At 67.7% G+C, this 18,220-nt stretch carries 15 protein-coding genes and 1 pseudogene; 6 read left to right on the top strand and 10 right to left on the bottom strand.

The window, feature by feature from the left end:
- Positions 1 to 331 precede the first annotated feature (331 nt).
- The 4 genes from PM1_RS10970 to PM1_RS10955 form a co-directional block, all read right to left on the bottom strand.
- The gene (locus tag PM1_RS10970) at positions 332 to 1,066 is read right to left on the bottom strand and encodes a proteasome-type protease (RefSeq protein ID WP_009618786.1); all 735 of its coding nucleotides are present in this window, start codon (positions 1,064 to 1,066) and stop codon (positions 332 to 334) included.
- A gap of 78 nt (positions 1,067 to 1,144) precedes the next feature.
- Entirely contained in the window at positions 1,145 to 1,942 is a 798-nt protein-coding gene (locus tag PM1_RS10965) for a transglutaminase family protein (RefSeq protein WP_009618785.1), read from the bottom strand.
- The gene (locus tag PM1_RS10960) at positions 1,939 to 2,889 is read right to left on the bottom strand and encodes an alpha-E domain-containing protein (RefSeq protein WP_009618784.1); all 951 of its coding nucleotides are present in this window, start codon (positions 2,887 to 2,889) and stop codon (positions 1,939 to 1,941) included. Before PM1_RS10960 ends, PM1_RS10965 begins: the two co-directional genes overlap by 4 nt.
- A gap of 1 nt (position 2,890) precedes the next feature.
- Positions 2,891 to 4,300: a circularly permuted type 2 ATP-grasp protein gene (locus PM1_RS10955; protein ID WP_009618783.1), complete on the bottom strand. Its 1,410-nt coding sequence runs from the start codon at positions 4,298 to 4,300 to the stop codon at positions 2,891 to 2,893.
- Positions 4,301 to 4,673: 373 nt separating this feature from the next.
- Between PM1_RS10955 and ydcS the strand changes: the two genes are divergently transcribed.
- The 5 genes from ydcS to PM1_RS10930 all read left to right on the top strand — a co-directional run bounded on the left by ydcS (position 4,674) and on the right by PM1_RS10930 (position 10,464).
- Positions 4,674 to 5,813, top strand: a complete 1,140-nt coding sequence (gene ydcS, locus PM1_RS10950; RefSeq protein WP_009618781.1) for a putative ABC transporter substrate-binding protein YdcS — start codon at positions 4,674 to 4,676, stop codon at positions 5,811 to 5,813.
- A 449-nt stretch (positions 5,814 to 6,262) separates the two neighbouring features.
- On the top strand, positions 6,263 to 7,282 hold the full coding sequence (locus PM1_RS10945) for an ABC transporter ATP-binding protein (RefSeq protein WP_009618779.1): 1,020 nt from the start codon (positions 6,263 to 6,265) through the stop codon (positions 7,280 to 7,282).
- Positions 7,279 to 8,184: an ABC transporter permease gene (locus PM1_RS10940; protein ID WP_009618777.1), complete on the top strand. Its 906-nt coding sequence runs from the start codon at positions 7,279 to 7,281 to the stop codon at positions 8,182 to 8,184. The genes PM1_RS10945 and PM1_RS10940 overlap by 4 nt, the downstream gene beginning before the upstream one ends.
- Positions 8,174 to 8,980 (top strand): ABC transporter permease, encoded by an 807-nt coding sequence (locus PM1_RS10935; protein ID WP_009618775.1) that lies wholly within the window; start codon positions 8,174 to 8,176, stop codon positions 8,978 to 8,980. The genes PM1_RS10940 and PM1_RS10935 overlap by 11 nt, the downstream gene beginning before the upstream one ends.
- 53 nt (positions 8,981 to 9,033) lie before the next feature.
- A complete protein-coding gene (locus tag PM1_RS10930) occupies positions 9,034 to 10,464 on the top strand; it encodes a gamma-aminobutyraldehyde dehydrogenase (RefSeq protein ID WP_009618772.1) in 1,431 nt (476 codons plus the stop codon).
- 321 nt (positions 10,465 to 10,785) lie between these two features.
- Here the strand turns inward: PM1_RS10930 and PM1_RS10925 are convergent, their stop codons facing one another.
- The 5 genes and pseudogenes from PM1_RS10925 to PM1_RS10905 form a co-directional block, all read right to left on the bottom strand.
- Positions 10,786 to 11,748, bottom strand: coding sequence for a PDR/VanB family oxidoreductase (locus PM1_RS10925; RefSeq protein ID WP_009618770.1), 963 nt, complete (start codon positions 11,746 to 11,748; stop codon positions 10,786 to 10,788).
- A gap of 61 nt (positions 11,749 to 11,809) precedes the next feature.
- A pseudogene (locus PM1_RS10920) lies at positions 11,810 to 11,935 on the bottom strand (aldehyde dehydrogenase family protein); the annotation flags it as partial.
- A 41-nt stretch (positions 11,936 to 11,976) separates the two neighbouring features.
- Positions 11,977 to 13,098, bottom strand: a complete 1,122-nt coding sequence (locus PM1_RS10915; RefSeq protein WP_009618766.1) for an aromatic ring-hydroxylating oxygenase subunit alpha — start codon at positions 13,096 to 13,098, stop codon at positions 11,977 to 11,979.
- A gap of 137 nt (positions 13,099 to 13,235) precedes the next feature.
- Positions 13,236 to 14,840: a BCCT family transporter gene (locus PM1_RS10910; RefSeq protein ID WP_009618765.1), complete on the bottom strand. Its 1,605-nt coding sequence runs from the start codon at positions 14,838 to 14,840 to the stop codon at positions 13,236 to 13,238.
- Positions 14,841 to 15,092: 252 nt separating this feature from the next.
- Positions 15,093 to 16,178: a tartrate dehydrogenase gene (locus tag PM1_RS10905; RefSeq protein ID WP_009618764.1), complete on the bottom strand. Its 1,086-nt coding sequence runs from the start codon at positions 16,176 to 16,178 to the stop codon at positions 15,093 to 15,095.
- A gap of 103 nt (positions 16,179 to 16,281) precedes the next feature.
- Between PM1_RS10905 and PM1_RS10900 the strand changes: the two genes are divergently transcribed.
- A complete protein-coding gene (locus PM1_RS10900) occupies positions 16,282 to 17,196 on the top strand; it encodes a LysR substrate-binding domain-containing protein (RefSeq protein ID WP_009618763.1) in 915 nt (304 codons plus the stop codon).
- 306 nt (positions 17,197 to 17,502) lie between these two features.
- Here the strand turns inward: PM1_RS10900 and ung are convergent, their stop codons facing one another.
- Complete coding sequence (gene ung / locus PM1_RS10895; protein WP_009618762.1) at positions 17,503 to 18,198, bottom strand: uracil-DNA glycosylase; 696 nt, start codon at positions 18,196 to 18,198, stop codon at positions 17,503 to 17,505.
- Positions 18,199 to 18,220 lie beyond the last annotated feature (22 nt).

Here is an 18,220-nt window from a genome sequence, read left to right as displayed (position 1 = left end):
CCCGCCCCGAGGGTACGTCCCTGTAGCCCATCGGGGCTCTCGCGACATCCATGTCGCATGACCTCCTGAGCGCCGGTTTCGCTCGGCCTGCTGAAGGGGCGTTTCGGTGCGCTCGGAGGTTTCTCTGGAAGTCCAAGAGCAAACGCGCTTTTGCTTTTGCTTTTCGTAGGAGCGAGCTTGCTCGCGAACCTGGCCGTCACTGGGTTCCCGCGTTCGCGGGAATGACGAGGGTGGAGGATGGTGCCTGACTCCAACCCCGCTCAGGACAGCCCCCTCTCCCGCTTGCGGGAGAGGGTTGGGGAGAGGGCGCTCTTGAACCCAACACCCTCCGCTAGATGTTGTACTCCACCGGCGGCGCCGGCAGCTCCGCCAGCAGCTCATGCAACCCCGCCGACCACTGCTTGCGGATGCTCGCGTAGTACGCATCCTCCTCCGTCACCCGGTAGCCCGCCGGGACGATCAGGCTGTCGCGGTGGTACACCAGCAGGTCCAGCGGCATGCCCACCGAAAGGTTGCTTCGAATAGTCGAATCGAAGGACACCAGCGCGCAACGCAGGCCCTCGGCCAGGCTGGTGGTGAATTCCAGGTTGCGGTCGAGGATCGGCTTGCCGTACTTGCTCTCGCCCAGTTGCAGGAAGGGCGTGTCCTCGGTGGCCTGGATGAAGTTGCCCTGGGGGTAGATGCTGTACAGCTCCGGCGGGCCGCCGGCGATCTGCCCGCCGACCAGGAAGGAGCAGGTCAGGTCGGTGTTGCCGGCCAGGGGCGCGGCGTCGCGGGCCACCACTTCGCGCACGGTGGCGGCCACCAGCGCGGTGGCTTCGTAGAGCGTCGGCACGCTGTGCAGGTTCACCTGGCTGGCGTCGTCCAGGCGCTGCTTCAGCAGGTTCACCACCGACTGCGAGGTGGCCAGGTTGCCGGCGCTCTGCAGCACGATCAGGCGCTCGCCGGGCACCCCGAAGGTGAACAGCTTGCGGAAGGTGGCGATGTGGTCGATGCCGGCGTTGGTCCGCGAGTCCGAGGCGAACACCAGGCCCTCGTCCAGGCACATGGCTACGCAATAGGTCATGGGATGGCCTTCTTCAGGGGTTGCCCGGCAATACTAGACCACCACGGGTTTCCACCCCGTGGCAGCCTCCCGCCGGCCTCACTGCTGGCTGCGCAGCAGCGGCGCCACCACCACCCGCGCGTGCATCTGCTCGCCCAGGCCGCTGCCGCGGCGCATGCCGCGCACCGGGCAGGCGTCCAGGTAGTCCAGGCCCACCGCCAGCTTCAGGTGGCGCTCCGGGCGCGCCAGTTCGTTGGTCACGTCGAAGCTGTACCAGGCGTCGTCCAGCCAGGCCTCGGCCCAGGCGTGGCTGGCCAGGTCCCGGTCGCTGCCGCGGTACAGGTAGCCGGAGACGAAGCGCGCCGAGATGCCCAAGCTGCGTGCGCAGGCGAGGAAGGCATGGGTGTGGTCCTGGCAGACCCCGGCGCCGCCGGCGAAGGCTTCGGCCGCGGTGCTTTCGACGCCGGTGGCGCCCGGCTGGAACGGCATCTGCGCGTGCAGGGCGTGCATCAGCCTGATCAGCGCGTTGCGGTCGCGGGCCTCGCCGCACTGCGCCAGGGCGAAGGTGCGCAGGGCGTCGTCCGGGGTGGTCAGGCGGGTGAAGCGCAGGAACGGCAACGGCGACTGGTCGTCGTGCTCGGCCTCGCGGCTCTCGTCGATCTCCACCAGGCCGCGGGCGCGGATCACCACGGCCTCGTGGGGTTCGTCGATGCTCAGCACGTGCAGCACATTGCCGTAGGGGTCGCGCTGGGCGCGGGCCGGGCGCGGCAGCGTGAGCTCCCAGCTGAGCACGTGCTGGCGCTCGCTTTCCTGGGGCGTCAGGCGCAGGTACTGGATGCTGGCGCGCACCGGGTCGTCGTAGCGGTAGGTGGTGTCGTGGCTGATGGCGAGTTTCATACGGCCTCCAGATAGGAACTGTGGATTGCCCGGGCCAGCTGGCGGATCAGCAGGATGAAATCGGTGAGCCAGGCGTGCAGGCCGTCACCGAGGATTTCGTCGATCGCCGTGTAGCGCAGGCGCGCGGCCAATTCGGCGGCCAGGCGCTGCGCCGGGCGGCCGTTGTCGCCGGGCAAGGTGGATAGGATGCCGTCCAGTTCCTCCACGCAGGCTTGCAGGGAACGCGGCACCTCGGCACGCAGAAGCAGCAGTTCGGACACCTGGCGGGCATCGGGCGAGCCACGGTAGATCTCGTTGTAGGCTTCGAAGGAGGACAGCGCGCGCAGCAGCGCGCTCCACTGGTAGTAGCCGCGCGCCGAGGTGTCGCTGACCTCCTCGGCCTCCTCGCCGAGCAGTTCGTAGCGGGCGTCGAGCAAGCGCAGGGTGTTGTCGGCGCGTTCGATGAAGGTGCCCAGGCGGATGAAGCTGGAGGCCTCGCCGCGCATGATGGTGCCGTAGGTGGCGCCGCGGAACAGGTACGAGCGCTCCTTGACCCATTCGCAGAAGCGGCTGATGCCATAGCGGCCCAGGCCCTGCTGGGCGATGCTGCGCATCTCCAGCCAGGTGGCGTTGATGTTCTCCCAGATGTCCGCGGTGATCCGCCCGCGCACCGCGTGGGCGTTGCCGCGGGCGGCCTGCAGGCAGCGGTAGATGCTCGCCGGGTTGTCGGCGTCGAGGGCGAAGAAATGCAGCATGCGCTCGGGCTGCATCTTCCCGTGGCGCTCCAGGTAGTCGTCCATGGTGCCGGTGATCAACAGCGGCATGGCCAGTTCGTCGGCGCCGCCGCCGCGGTCGTCCGCCGGCATCAGCGACAGCGAATAGCTCACGTCGAGCATGCGCGCGAGGTTCTCCGCGCGCTCCAGGTAGCGGGACATCCAGTACAGGTCGGCTGCGGTACGGCTCAGCATGTCAGTCCTCCACCACCCAGGTGTCCTTGGTACCGCCACCCTGTGACGAATTGACCACCAGCGAGCCCTCGCGCAGCGCCACGCGGGTCAGCCCGCCGGGCACCAGGCGCGTCTCGCGGCCGGACAGCACGAACGGCCGCAGGTCGATGTGCCGCGGCGCGATGCCGCTGTCGACGTAGGTCGGGCAGGTCGACAGGCACAGCGTCGGCTGGGCGATGTAGGCGTGCGGGCGGGCCTTGATGCGCTCGCGGAAGGCCTCGATCTCCTGGCTGCTGGCCGCAGGCCCCACGAGCATGCCGTAGCCGCCGGAACCCTGGGTTTCCTTGACCACCAACTGCGGCAGGTGCGCCAGCACGTGGGACAGGTCGGCCGGCTTGCGGCACTGCCAGGTGGGCACGTTCTTCAGAATGGGTTCCTCGGACAGGTAGAAGCGCACCATGTCGCCGACGTAGGGATAGATCGACTTGTCGTCGGCCACCCCGGTGCCGATGGCGTTGGCCAGCACCACGTTGCCGGCGCGGTAGGCCGCCAGCAGGCCGGGCACGCCGAGCATCGACTCGGGGTTGAAGGCCAGCGGGTCGAGGAAAGCGTCGTCCAGGCGCCGGTAGATCACGTCCACCGGACGCGGGCCGGCGGTGGTGCGCATGTACACGCGCTCGTCGCGGACGAACAGGTCGGCGCCCTCCACCAGTTCCACGCCCATTTCGCGGGCGAGGAAGGCGTGCTCGAAGTAGGCGCTGTTGAAGCGGCCGGGGGTCAGCACCACCACGCTGGGGTTGTCCAGCGGGCTGGAGCTGCGCAGGGTCTCCAGCAGCAGGTTCGGGTAGTGGTCGATGGGCGCGATGCGCTGCGCGGCGAACAGCTCGGGGAACAGCCGCATCATCATCTTGCGGTCTTCGAGCATGTAGCTCACGCCGCTGGGGGTGCGCAGGTTGTCCTCCAGCACGTAGTAGCTGCCGTCGGCGTCGCGCACCAGGTCGACGCCGGCGATGTGGGCGTAGAGGTCGCGGTGCAGGTCCAGGCCCTGCATGGCGATCTGGTAGCCCTCGTTGGTCAGCACCTGCTCCGCCGGGACCACCCCGGCCTTGATGATGCGCTGCCCGTGGTAGAGGTCGGCGAGGAACATGTTCAGCGCGCGCACCCGCTGGATGCAGCCGCGCTCCACCACGCGCCATTCGCTCATGGGAATGCTGCGCGGGATGGTGTCGAAGGGGATCAGGCGCTCGGTGCCCTGCTCGTCGCCATAGAGGGTGAAGGTGATGCCGGCGCGGTGGAACAGCAGGTCGGCCTCGCGCCGGCGCTGCTCCAGGGTTTCCGGCGCCGCCGCCGCCAGCCAGCGGGCGAATTCACGGTAGTGCGCCCGGCACTGGCCATTCGCGTCATACATCTCGTCGTAGAAAGTGCGGGACATGCCGAACTCCTTGTCGCCACCAGTAGCCTTGCCATCGCAAGCCCCGTGCCATCGAAACAAAGCCTTGGGTTTCAATGGCTTGCAAAACAAGCCCGGCCTGGACGCGCCACTTTGGTGCAACCGGCGCGGGCTGCGGGCCGGCGCCGCCCCTTTTGGCGCCAACCGCTTCAGTCTAGGCCAGCGGCGGCGACCGGCCCGCCGCGCTTGCGCCTATGCTTATGCGTGGATGGTGAGCCTGCGCTTGTAGCCCCCGCCGGGCGCGGCTAGGCTGCCAGAGATGTCGTTTCGCCATGACACATGCTGTCCGCCCAGGTGCCCCGCCCGCGGTGCGGTACGACCGCAGAGGCTCCGAACCCCCAACAGGAGTCCGACCATGCCTTCCCCGAAACTCGCTCCCCTGGCCTTCGCCGGCGCCTGCGCCCTGGCCAGCGCCGCCCTGCAGGCCGCCCAGCTCGGCGCGCCCGAGGGCGCCCTCGACATCATCGCCTGGCCCGGCTACATCGAGCGCGGCGAGAGCGACAAGAACTACGACTGGGTGACGCCCTTCGAGAGGGAGACCGGCTGCAAGGTCAACGTGAAGACCGCCGCCACTTCCGACGAAATGGTCAGCCTGATGGCCAAGGGCGGCTACGACCTGGTCACCGCCTCGGGCGACGCTTCGCTGCGCCTGGTGTACGGCAAGCGCGTGCAGCCGATCGACGTCAGCCTGATCCCCAACTGGAAGAACGTCGACCCGCGCCTGCAGGACGCGCCCTGGCACACCGTGGACGGCAAGCACTACGGCACGCCCTACCAGTGGGGCCCGAACGTGCTGATGTACAACACCAAGGTCTTCCCCAAGGCGCCGGAAAGCTGGAGCGTGGTGTTCAAGGAGCAGCAACTGCCCGACGGCAAGAGCAACAAGGGCCGCGTGCAGGCCTACGACGGGCCCATCTACATCGCCGACGCCGCGCTCTACCTGAAGGCCACCGAGCCGTCCCTGGGCATCCAGGACCCGTACCAGCTCACCGAGGCGCAGTACGCCGCGGTGCTCAAGCTGCTGCGCGCCCAGCACGCGCTGATCCACCGCTACTGGCACGACGCGACCGTGCAGATGAGCGACTTCAAGAACGAAGGCGTGGCCGCCTCCGGCTCCTGGCCCTACCAGGTCAACGCCCTGCAGGGCGAGAAGCAGCCGATCGCCTCGACCATCCCCGCCGAGGGCGTCACCGGCTGGGCCGACACCACCATGCTGCACGTCGACGCCAAGCACCCGAACTGCGCCTACAAGTGGCTGAACTGGTCGCTGGAGCCCAAGGTGCAGGGCGACGTCGCCGCCTGGTTCGGCTCGGTGCCGGCGGTACCGGCCGGCTGCAAGGGCAGCCAGCTGCTCGGCGCCGAAGGCTGCGCCACCAACGGCTACGACCAGTTCGACCGCATCGCCTTCTGGAAGACGCCGCAGGCGGAGGGTGGGAAGTACGTGCCCTATAGCCGCTGGACGCAGGATTACATCGCGATCATGGGGGGCAGGTAGCGCTCTGGCTTTTCGTAGGAGCGAGCTTGCTCGCGAACGGGGTTTGCCGGTGGCTGCGGTGCCAGGACCAAGAGCGCCCTCTCCCCAGCCCTCTCCCTGAAGGGAGAGGGGGCTTGTCCGTGCCGAGAGAAGTAATGGCTTCAGCCGGCAACTCGGCACAAGCCGGCTAACACCAGAACATCAACGTCTGCCCAACGGTCCCCTCTCCCTTCAGGGAGAGGGTTAGGGAGAGGGACCGCCCTCCCCGCCACGATCAAGCATCCAGGAGCGTAGGGCGAATAACCGTTCGCGGTTATCCGCCGCCTGACCTCGATCGCCGGCCCACTCGGGTTCGACCTTGGGCGCAACGGCGTACAACCGCGAACGCTTGTACGCCCTACGTCTGGATCCAGCCCGCCCCTCCCCCATGCACTACCCTGTTAAAGCACACCAGCCACGCGGGTAGCGCCATGACCACAGCCGTCCAGTTCACCGAGGTGAGCCGCCACTACGGCGAGGTGAAAGCCGTCGACCGGGTGTCCATCGAAATCCGCGATGGCGAGTTCTTCTCCATGCTCGGCCCCTCCGGCTCGGGCAAGACCACCTGCCTGCGCCTGATCGCCGGGTTCGAGCAGCCCTCCTCCGGCTCCATCCGCATCCACGGCCAGGAAGCCGCCGGGCTGCCGCCCTACGAGCGCGACGTGAACACGGTGTTCCAGGACTACGCGCTGTTCCCGCACATGAACGTGCTGGACAACGTCGCCTACGGCCTCAAGGTCAAGGGCGTGGCCAAGGCCGAGCGCCTCAAGCGCGCCGAAGAGGCGTTGGACATGGTCGCCCTCGCCACCTACGGCAGCCGCAAGCCGGCGCAGCTCTCCGGCGGCCAGCGCCAGCGCGTGGCCCTGGCCCGGGCCCTGGTCAACCGCCCGCGGGTGCTGTTGCTGGACGAGCCCCTGGGCGCGCTGGACCTGAAGCTGCGCGAGCAGATGCAGGTGGAACTGAAGAAACTGCAGCGCCAGCTGGGCATCACCTTCATCTTCGTCACCCACGACCAGGGCGAGGCGCTGTCCATGTCCGACCGCGTGGCAGTGTTCAACAAGGGCCGCATCGAACAGGTGGACACCCCGCGCAACCTCTACATGAAGCCGGCCACGCCCTTCGTCGCCGAGTTCGTCGGCACCGCCAACGTGCTGCGCGGCGACCTCGCCCGGCGCCTGCTCGGCGCGGCCGGGGCCTGGTCGCTGCGCCCGGAGCACGTGCGCTTCGGCCAGCCGCGCGAGGGTGAGCTGCAGGTCGCCGGCACCCTGGTGGACGTGCAGTACCTGGGCGCCGCCAGCCGCTACGAGATCGCCCTGGACGCCGGCGGCCGGCTGGTGGCCGCGCTGCCCAACGGCGAGCGCGAGGAGCAGCGCCCGCAGCCCGGCGAGGCGGTCAGCGCCTGCTGGGCGCGCAGCGCGCTGGTGCCGCTGCGCGAGGAACCGCTGCCATGATGCGCGCCGTCTCCAGCTTCCTCTACCGGCGCAGCGGCCTCTACCTGCTGATGCTGCTGATCCCGCCGCTGCTGTGGTTCGGGGTGATCTACATCGGCGCGCTGTTCGCCCTGCTCTGGCAGAGCTTCTACACCTTCGACGATTTCACCATGGCGGTGACGCCGCAGCTGACCCTGGCCAACTACGCGGCGCTGTTCAACCCGGCCAACTACGACATCGTCCTGCGCACCCTGGGCATGGCCGTGGCGGTGTCCCTGGCCAGCGCCGTGCTGGCCTTCCCCATCGCCTACTACATGGCGCGCTTCGCCGGGCCCAAGGAAAAGGCCTTCTTCTATATCGCGGTGATGCTGCCGATGTGGGCCAGCTACATCGTCAAGGCCTACGCCTGGACGGTGATCCTGGCCAAGGGCGGCATCCTCTACTGGATCATCGAGAAGCTGCACCTGCTGGGCCTGCTCGACCTGCTGCTGGACGTGCCCGGGGTGGGCGGCAACACCCTGTCCACCTCGCACCTGGGGCGCTTCTGGGTGTTCACCTACATCTGGCTGCCGTTCATGATCCTGCCGATCCAGGCCGCCCTGGAGCGCCTGCCGCCATCGCTGCTGCAGGCCAGCGCCGACCTGGGCGCGCGGCCGCGGCAGACCTTCGCCCAGGTCATCCTGCCGCTGGCCTTCCCCGGCGTGGTGGCCGGCTCCATCTTCACCTTCAGCCTGACCCTGGGCGATTTCATCATCCCGCAGCTGGTGGGCCCCAGCGGGCTGTTCATCGGCACCATGGTCTACGTGCAGCAGGGCTCCATCGGCAACATGCCGCTGGCCGCGGCCTTCACCCTGGTGCCCATCGTGCTGATCGCCGTCTACCTGTCCATCGCCAAGCGGCTGGGGGCCTTCGATGCACTCTGAGCGAGCTTCCTGGGCCTTGCGCCTGGCCGCCTGGGGCGGGCTGGTGTTCCTGCACTTCCCGATCCTGGTGATCCTGCTCTACGCCTTCAACACCGAGGAGTCGGCCTACAGCTTCCCGCTGCAGGGCTTCACCCTGCGCTGGTTCGCCGAGGTGGCCCAGCGCGGCGACGTGCTCGACGCCATCTGGCTGTCGGTGAAGATCGCCTGCGTCGCCACCCTGGTGGCCATGGTGCTCGGCACCCTGGCCGCCGGCGCGCTGTACCGCCGCGACTTCTTCGGCAAGGAGGGCATCTCGCTGATGCTCATCCTGCCCATCGCCCTGCCCGGCATCATCACCGGTATCGCCCTGCTCTCGGCGTTCAAGACCCTCGGCATCGAGCCGGGCTTCCTGACCATCGTCATCGGCCACGCGACCTTCTGCGTGGTGATCGTCTACAACAACGTGATAGCGCGCTTCCGCCGCACCTCGTTCAGCCTCATCGAGGCCTCCATGGACCTGGGCGCCGACGGCTGGCAGACCTTCCGCTACATCGTCCTGCCGAACATCGCCACCGCCCTGCTGGCCGGCGGCATGCTGGCCTTCGCGCTGTCCTTCGACGAGATCATCGTCACCACCTTCACCGCCGGCCACGAGCGCACCCTGCCGCTGTGGCTGCTGAACCAGCTGACGCGCCCGCGCGACGTGCCCATCACCAACGTGGTGGCCATGCTGGTGATGCTGGCGACCATGCTGCCGATCCTCGGCGCCTACTACCTGACCCGCGGCACCAGCGACGTGGCCGGCGGCGGCAAGTGAACCGGCGGCCCGCCGCGGCGGGCATCCAGCCACCGAAGCAGAGGAGCCCCGCAATGCAAAGCAAACTCCTGATCAACGGCCAGTTCGTCGCCGGCGAAGGCGAGAAACTGGACATCCTCAACCCCTCCACCGGCGAGGTGCTGGGCCAGATAGCCGAGGCCAGCGAGGCCCAGGTGGACGCCGCCGTGCGCGCCGCCGACGCCGCCTTCGACGGCTGGTCGCAGACCACCCCGAAGGACCGCGCGCAGCTCCTGCTGCGCCTGGCCGACAAGATCGAGGAACACGCCGCGGAGCTGGCGCGCCTGGAATCGCAGAACTGCGGCAAGCCCTACGCCGCGGCGCTGAACGACGAAATCCCGGCCATCGCCGACGTGTTCCGCTTCTTCGCCGGCGCCTGCCGCTGCCTGCCCGGCTCGGCGGCCGGCGAGTACCTGCCCGGCTTCACCTCGATGATCCGCCGCGACCCGGTGGGGGTGATCGCCTCCATCGCGCCCTGGAACTACCCGCTGATGATGGCCGCCTGGAAGCTCGGCCCGGCCCTGGCCGCCGGCAACTGCGTGGTGCTCAAGCCCTCGGAGCAGACGCCGCTGACCGCCCTGCGCCTGGCCGAGTTCATCGCCGAGCTGTTCCCCGCCGGGGTGGTCAACCTGGTGTTCGGCCGCGGCCCCACGGTGGGCAGCCCGCTGGTCAGCCACGCGCTGGTGCGCATGGTCTCGCTGACCGGCTCGGTGGGCACCGGCAAGCACATCATCCGCAGCGCCGCCGACAGCGTGAAGCGCCTGCACATGGAACTGGGCGGCAAGGCCCCGGTGATCGTCTTCGACGATGCCGACCTGGCCGACGTGGTCGAGGGCATCCGCACCTTCGGCTTCTACAACGCCGGCCAGGACTGCACCGCGGCCTGCCGCATCTACGCCGGCAAGAAGATCTACGACAACTTCGTCGCCGACCTGGCCAGCGCCGTGTCCAGCCTGAAGACCGGCCTGCAGGACGACCCGGCCACCGAGCTGGGCCCGCTGATCACCGCCAGCCAGCGCGAGCGCGTCTCCGGCTTCGTCGAACGGGCCAAGGCCAGCCCGCACATCCGCATCGCCACCGGCGGCGCGGCGGTGGCCGGCAACGGCTTCTTCTACCAGCCGACGGTGGTGGCCAACGCCCAGCAGGACGACGAGATAGTGCGCAACGAGGTGTTCGGCCCGGTGGTCTCGGTCACGCCGTTCAGCGACGTCGAGCAGGCCATCCGCTGGGCCAACGACTCCGAGTACGGCCTGGCCAGCTCGGTGTGGACCCGCGACGTCGGCCGCGCCAGCCGGGTGGCGGCGCGCCTGCAGTACGGCTGTACCTGGGTCAACACCCACTTCATGCTGTGCAGCGAAATGCCCCACGGCGGCTTCAAGCAGTCCGGCTACGGCAAGGACCTGTCGCTGTACGGCCTGGAGGACTACACGGTGGCGCGGCACGTGATGATCAAGCATTGGGGCTAGTCGGGCGCGAAGAGCCCCTCTCCCCAACCCTCTCCCGCAAGCGGGAGAGGGGGCTGTTCGGAGCGAGCGGGGAATTTGGAGTCATCCTGATACTCCCGCCCCCTCGTCATTCCCGCGAACGCGTGACGGATGGTTGGGTTCGCGAGCAAGCTCGCTCCTACGAAGAGCACATCGGCGCAGTCGTCAGGGCAGGGTGTGAGGCCACCCCGTAGGAGCGGATCTCATCCGCGAATCGCGCCGATACCTCCGGCTAACCACCTGTAGGAGCGGGCCCTGCCCGCGATTCGCGCGCAACGCGCGCGCCCACGAAGCGCATCGGTGTCAGAGATCGATCACCAACCGCGCCGTCCGGGCGCGCGATACGCACAGCATCAGGCTCTGCTGCGCGGCCTTTTCCGCGTCGCTCAGGTACTGGTCGAAATGCTCCGCCTCGCCTTCGAGGATGGCCGTCTCGCAGGTGCCGCAGACGCCCTCGCGGCACAGGCATTCGACCTTGGCCGCCTTCACGTTCTCGATGGCCTGGAGGATGGTCATGCCCTCCTCCACCCGCAGTTCGCGGCCGGAACGGGCCAGCACCACGGTGAAGGCGGCGCCTTCGGCCGGGGCGGCGGCGAACTGTTCCCAGTGCACGCGCCCGTCCGCGATGCCGGCTGCCTTGGCGCCTTCGATCACCGCATCGATCAGCGGTTTGGGCCCGCACACGTACACATGGGCATCCGCGGCCAGGCCGGCGAACAGCGCCGACAGGTCGAGCTTGCGCCCCAGGCTGTCGATGTAGAAGCGCACGTGCCCGGCATGCGGGCCCTGCTCCAGCTCGGCCTGGAACGCGCCGTGCTCCGGGCTGCGGAACGCGTAGTGCAGCTCGTAGGGCGTAGCGCCGCCTTCCAGGTCGTGCAGCTGGGCCAGGAACGGGGTGATGCCGATGCCGCCGGCGATCAGCACGTGGCGCCCGGCGCCGGGGTCCAGGGCGAACAGGTTGTTCGGCGTAGAGATGGTCAGCCGGGTACCGACCTCCACCTGGCCGTGCATGAAGGCCGAGCCGCCCCTGGACTGCTCTTCCAGGCGCACGCCGATCTGGTAGTGGCTGAGGTCGCGCGGGTCGCTCATCAGCGAGTAGGCATTGCTGAAACTACCCGCCGGGTCCTGCACGATCACATGGCTGCCGCCGCTGAACGCCGGCAGCGCCTGGCCGTCCTCGCGCACCAGGGTGAAGCGCTTGATCAGCGGCGTCGCCTGTTCCACCGCGCTGACGCGGACGCTGAACATCTCGTATTTGTTAGCCATCATTCACCTCGACTGCATCGGCGAGCGGCAGGCCCTGCCGCTCGCCACGACCTATCCCCGCTCAAACGGCGAGGCACAGGTACTTGATTTCCAGATAGTCCTCGATGCCGTACTTGGAGCCCTCGCGGCCCAGGCCGGACTGCTTCACCCCGCCGAACGGCGCCACCTCGTTGGAGATCAGCTGGGTGGCGCTAGCCAGCGCGATCACCTCTGTGGCGGCGCTGGCCATCAGTCTTCCAGGTGGGCGACGGCGATCAGGTTGTGGAAGTGGGCGATGCCGTGCTCGCTGATGCCGCTGCGCTGCTTGTCCACCATGATCCGGCCCTGGCCGCGGTAGCCGCGGGACTTCAGGCCCTTCTGCACGCTTTCCACCAGGCGCAGGTCCTCGGGGCGGAACACGTCTCGGTACCACTCCACCAGCACCTTCTGCTCCTCGGTCAGCTCCTTGTCGAGGAAGTAGATGTCGTAGTGCTGCAGGGTGGTCTCGGCGTCCACCGGGAACTCGTAGATCACGGTCATGAAGTTGGCGCCCGGCGGCACGTTGAACATGGTGCAGGGCCAGGCCCAGAAGCCGGCGAAGGACGGATCGCTGACCGATTCGTCGACCTTGAACGACTGCTCCGAGGACTTGGCGATGCCGTACTGCAGCGACCAGTTGCCATGCAGGGTGTGGCCGTACTGGCCGACGTCCACCGAGTCGGCGAAGCTGGGGTGCGCCGGGCCGCAGTGGTAGCACTCCAGGTAGTTGTCGACGATGGACTTCCAGTTGGCCGGGGTGCTGGTGACGAAACGCGCCGCCAGCTGCAGGTCGTCGATCACCGCGCAGGCCTGGCGCATGCGCGCCTGCAGGCCCGGCAGCTGGTCTTCGACGCTGCCGGCGTCGTTGTCCATGTTGATGAAGATGAAGCCGGCGTATTCCTCCACGCGCAGCGGCACCAGGCCGTAGTCGCCCTTGTCGAAGCCCTGCACGGCGTCGCAGTTGCGCACGTGGGTCAGCTCGCCGTCGAGCTTGAAGGTCCAGGCGTGGTACGGGCAGGCGATGACGTTCTTGGCCTTGCCGCTGCCTTCCAGCAACTGGTGGCCGCGGTGCGGGCAGACGTTGTAGAAGGCGCGCAGCACGCCGTCGCGGCCGCGCACGACGATGATGCTTTCGCCGATCACCTCGCGGGTGATGTAGGCGTTGTTCTCCGCCACCTCGCTGCGGTGCGCCACGCAGATCCAGCTGCGAGCGAAGATGGCTTCCTTCTCGTGCTCGTACACCGCCTTGCTGGTGTAGAAGTGCGCGGGAATGGTGAAGGCTTCTTCGTGGTTGGCGCAGAAATCGGCTGGCAGGCGCTGGAAGTCGTTCATCGGTTGGTCTCCGGTTTCAGGCACGGGCGTCGCCGTGCTTTTTACTTATTGGTTAACGGGTATCCGTTGGTTAACAAGCCGGGCAAAAAAATTTGCCGCGGGGTGCCCGCCTCCGCTCGGGAGGCGGGCCGTATCGCTTACTGCGCGGGCGCCGCGGCGGCCACCGGCTGCGGCTCGGCGTGGGGCTCCTCGCCGGCCAGGCGGGCGGCCTCTTCCTCGATCAGGTGCGCCGGCATCGAGCCGTAGTCCTGCACCATCCACTTGAGGAAGCCGTAGATCTTCACCAGCAGGATCGCCATGAACGGGATGGCGGTGAGCACCACCGCGGTCTTCATGGTCGACAGCGAGGCCTTGGCGAAGAGCATGGCCAGCGGCACCAGGGTCAGGGTCACGCACCAGAACAGCCGGTGGGTCGGCGTCGGGTCGTCGCCTTCCTGCAGGTTGCGGGTGCTGGTGGCGGCCACCGCGTAGGCCGCGGCGTCCATGTGCGAGGCGCAGAACACCGCCATGATGAACAGGTACACGGCGAGGAACGCCTTGCCCATGGGCAGGGCCGCCAGCAGCGCTTCCACCGCGCTCTCGCCGCCGTGCTCGCTGAGAATCTTCGGCACGTCGATGGCCCCGGTGATGAACTGGTGCATGCTGTAGCTTTCCAGCGCGCCGAAGAAGAACCAGCAACCGAAGCTGCCGCCCATCAGCAGGGCGAACACCACTTCCCTGATCTGCCGGCCACGCGACACGCGGGTCACGAACATGGCCACGCCGGGCGCGTAGGACACCCACCAGAGCCAGTAGAACACCGTCCAGTTGCGGGTGAAGGCGCCATCCCCGGCCGGGTCGGTGAACAGGCTCATGTGCACGTAGTTCTGGATCATCAGGCCCACGGCGTTGGCCGTGTTGTTGATGGTGAACTGCGTCGGGCCGACCAGCAGCACCACCGCGGCGAACACCAGGGCGCCGTAGCAGACCATCTTGCTCAGGTGCTGCAGGCCGCCGTCGATGCCGATGTAGGAGCTGAGCGAGAAGAGCACGGCGATCACGCCGATGACCATCAGCTGCACCATGAAGGTGTCCGGCGTGCCGACCAGGCCGGAGAGGCCGCGGGTCAGGGTCGAGGCGGTCAGCGCCAGGGACACGGTGAGCGCGCCCATCATGGTCAGCAGGAAGATCAGGTCCACCGCGCGGCCCACCGGGCCGGTGGCCTTGAAGCCGGTGACGGCCTCGACGATGGAGGCCAGGTTCAGGCCGCTCTTCTTGCGCACGTGGAAGTGGTAGGCCATGGCCAGCGAGGCCAGGGCGTAGATCGACCAGGCGCTGATGCCCCAATGGAAGAACGAGTAGCTGACGCTGTACTCCAGCGCCTGGGCCGACTCCGGTACCATGTTCAGGCCGGGGGTCTGGTAGTAGTAGGCCCACTCCATCACGCCCCAGTACAGGGTCGAGGAACCCATGCCGGCGCAGATGAACATGAACACCCAGGTGGCGGTGGAGTATTCCGGCTTGCCACTGCCCAGGCGGATGTGGCCGTACTTGCTGAAGGCCAGGTACAGCACCACCAGGGAGCTGGAGAACACCAGCAGCTGCACGCTGGTGCCGAAGGTGCGGGTGGAAAGTTCGAACAGGGTGTTGGCCAGTTGCCCGGACTGTTCCGGGAACGCGGCCAGGCCGACCACGGTGAGCAGCACGGCGATGAGGCTCACGGTTATCAGGAACACATCAATCTTTTTGTTCTTGTGCGACATCAATCGACTCCTGGAGCTATGGAAGTCTCCCCGCCCGCGGGTAGGCAAATCCCGTCTGTGGGTGGGAAGGGCTGTTTCGTTCGGCTGGGCTTGCTCTTTCCTCTGTAAACCTTAAGTTAACCAAAATCCAATGGTTAACATTGTGCCCGTAACGTTTTCTCCCTGCAAGCCTGAAGCGCAGGTCTGATGGGGCTTTCCGGATGATTGGCGGCCCGCTGCGCCTTCCCGTTGCGCAGCGGGCCGCCGGGTAGATCAGCCGGCGACGCGCGCGGCGATGGCCTCGCCCACTTCCTGGGTGGAGCGCTGGCCGCCCATGTCGCGGGTCACCTCGCCTTCGGCGATGACCTGCTCGATGGCCGCGAGGATGTCGTCATGGGCTGCGCGGTAGCGCGCGTCACCCTGGCCGAGGAAGTCCAGCATCAGCGCGCCGGACCAGATCATGGCGATGGGGTTGGCGATGTTCTTGCCGTAGATGTCCGGCGCCGAGCCGTGCACCGGCTCGAACAGCGAGGGGAACCTGCGCTCGGGGTTGAGGTTGGCCGAGGGTGCGATGCCGATGGTGCCGGCGCAGGCCGGGCCGAGGTCGGAGAGGATGTCGCCGAACAGGTTGGAGGCCACCACCACGTCGAAGCGCTCGGGCTGCAGGACGAAGCGCGCGCAGAGGATGTCGATGTGCTGCTTGTCCCAGGTGATCTGCGGGTAGTTCGCGGCCATGGCCTCGGTGCGCTCGTCCCAGTAGGGCATGCTCACGGCCATGCCGTTGGACTTGGTGGCCGAGGTCAGACGCTTGCGCTCGCGGCTCTGGGCCAGGTCGAAGGCGTACTTGAGGATGCGGTCGACGCCGCGGCGGGTGAACACCGATTCCTGCAGCACGAACTCGTTCTCGGTGCCTTCGAACATGCGCCCGCCCAGGGAGGAGTACTCGCCCTCGGTGTTCTCGCGGATCACCACGAAGTCGATGTCGCCGGGCTGCTTGTTCGCCAGCGGGCACGGCACGCCGGGGAACAGGCGCACCGGGCGGATGTTCACGTACTGGTCGAACTCGCGGCGGAACTTCAGCAGCGAGCCCCACAGGGAGATGTGGTCGGGCACCTTGTCCGGCCAGCCGACGGCGCCGAAGTACAGGGCGTCGAAGCCCTGCAGCTGCTGGAACCAGTCGTCGGGCATCATCTTGCCGTGCTGCAGGTAGTAGTCGCAGCTGGCCCACTCGAAGTGCTCGAACTCCAGCGCCAGGCCGTGTTTGGCGGCCGCCGCCTGGACGACGCGCAGGCCTTCGGGGAGGACTTCGTTGCCGATGCCGTCGCCGGCGATGGCGGCGATGCGATAGGTCTTGCTCATGCTGGGCACACTCTTGTGGCTGTAGGGCTTGTCGTGCCGACCATGCTATAAGCGCCATTCGAAAACATAATCCCGCTCTCCATGGATTCTTAAGACACGAATCGTGAACAATCTGCCGAACCTGGAAGACCTCGCCGTCTTCGTCCAGGTCGCCAAGCGCGCGAGCTTCGCCGCCGCCGCCAGCGAGCTGGGCATGTCTACCGCCTTCATCAGCAAGCGCATCCGCCTGCTCGAGCAGAACCTCGGCGTGCGCCTGCTGCACCGCACCACCCGGCGGGTGTCGGTGAGCGAGGACGGCGAGCGGGTGTACCACTGGGCGCTGCGCATCCTCGACTCGGTGCAGCGCATGGGCGACGAGGTCTCGGCGCTGCACCGCGAACCCAGCGGCCAGCTGCGCATCGCCAGCAGCCTGGGCCTGGGCCGGCGCTTCGTCGCCCCGGCGCTGTCGGAGCTGGCGGCGCGCTACCCGCAGCTGGACATCCGCCTGGACGTCCACGACCGCCTGGTGGACCTGGTGGCCGAGGGCGTGGACCTGGACATCCGCGTGGGCAACGAGATCGCCGCCAACCTCATCGCCAAGCCCCTGGCGAAGAACCGCCGGGTGCTCTGCGCGGCGCCGGCCTACCTGGAACGACGCGGCACGCCGCGCAGCCTGGCCGAGCTGACCAGCCACGACTGCCTGGTGATCAAGGAGCGCGACCACCCCTTCGGCGTCTGGCACCTGGAGGGGCCCAGCGGCGAGGAGAACGTGAAGGTCACCGGGCCGCTGTCGTCCAACCACGGCGAGGTAGTGCACCAGTGGTGCCTGGACGGCCGCGGCATCCTCCTGCGCTCCTGGTGGGACGTGCACGACAGCCTGGCCGACGGCCGCCTGGTACAGGTGCTGCCGGAATACCAGCAGCAGGCGGACATCTGGGCGGTGCACGCCGCGCCCCTGGCCAGCTCGGCCAGGGTGCGGGTGGCGGTGGAGTTCTTCCGGCAGTATTTCGCCGAGCGCTGCACGCTGCCGGAGAGTTGAACGGGGAAGGCTGAAGGCTTTTCGTAGGAGCGAGCTTGCTCGCGAACGGTGTTCACCGTCGGCAGTGGTGTTTCGGGTTGACTCCTTACCCTCACCCCAGCCCTCTCCCAGAGGGAGAGGGGGCTGTCCTGAGCGGAGTGGAAGTCAGGCTTCATCCTGATAGTTCCGCTTGTCTGCAGCTGCGTATCAGGATGACGCCGAACTCAACGATCGCACCATACGGCCCCCTCTCCCTTCAGGGAGAGGGCTGGGGAGAGGGCGCGCGGTCACGCCTCGCTCAAAAACAACCGGCGTGCACCGCCCCCCTCAAACCTCCGGCAACGCCCAATCGATCGGCGTCTTGCCATTCTGCTCGAGGAACTTGTTGGTCCGGCTGAAATGCCCGTTGCCGAGGAAGCCACGGTAGGCCGACAACGGCGACGGATGGGCGGACTTGAGGATCAGGTGCTTGCGCGGGTCGATCAGCTTCTGCTTGCTCTGCGCGTGGGAGCCCCAGAGCAGGAAGACCACGCCGTCGCAGCGCTCGTTGACCACCTCGATCACCCGGTCGGTGAAATGCTGCCAGCCGGCCTGGGCGTGGGAGCCGGCGCGGGCCTGCTCCACCGTCAGCGAGGTGTTGAGCAGCAGCACGCCCTGCTCCGCCCAGTGCTGCAGGTAGCCGTGGCTGGGAATGGGGACGTTCAGGTCGCGCTGCAGCTCCTTGTAGATGTTCTGCAGCGACGGCGGTGCCGGCACCCCCGGCTGCACCGAGAAGCACAGGCCGTGGGCCTGGCCGGGACCGTGGTAGGGGTCCTGGCCGATGATCACCACCTTCACCTTGTCCAGCGGCGTGGAGTTGAGGGCGTTGAAGATCAGCGGGCCCGGCGGGTAGATCACCTTGCCGGCGGCCTTCTCCCTGCGCAGGAATTCGCCCAGCTCGCGCATGTACGGCTTGTCGAACTCCTCGCGCAGGGCACTCTTCCAGCTCTCTTCCAGTTTGATACGATCGTCGGTCTCGGTCATGGGACACCTGATGGAACATGGC

It is taken from the genome of Pseudomonas sp. M1 (assembly GCF_022760135.1).
GTDB classification, from domain to species: Bacteria; Pseudomonadota; Gammaproteobacteria; order Pseudomonadales; family Pseudomonadaceae; genus Pseudomonas; species Pseudomonas citronellolis.
The sequence above is the reverse complement of the archived record's forward strand: the minus strand, read 5'-3'. Positions and strand labels throughout refer to the sequence as shown.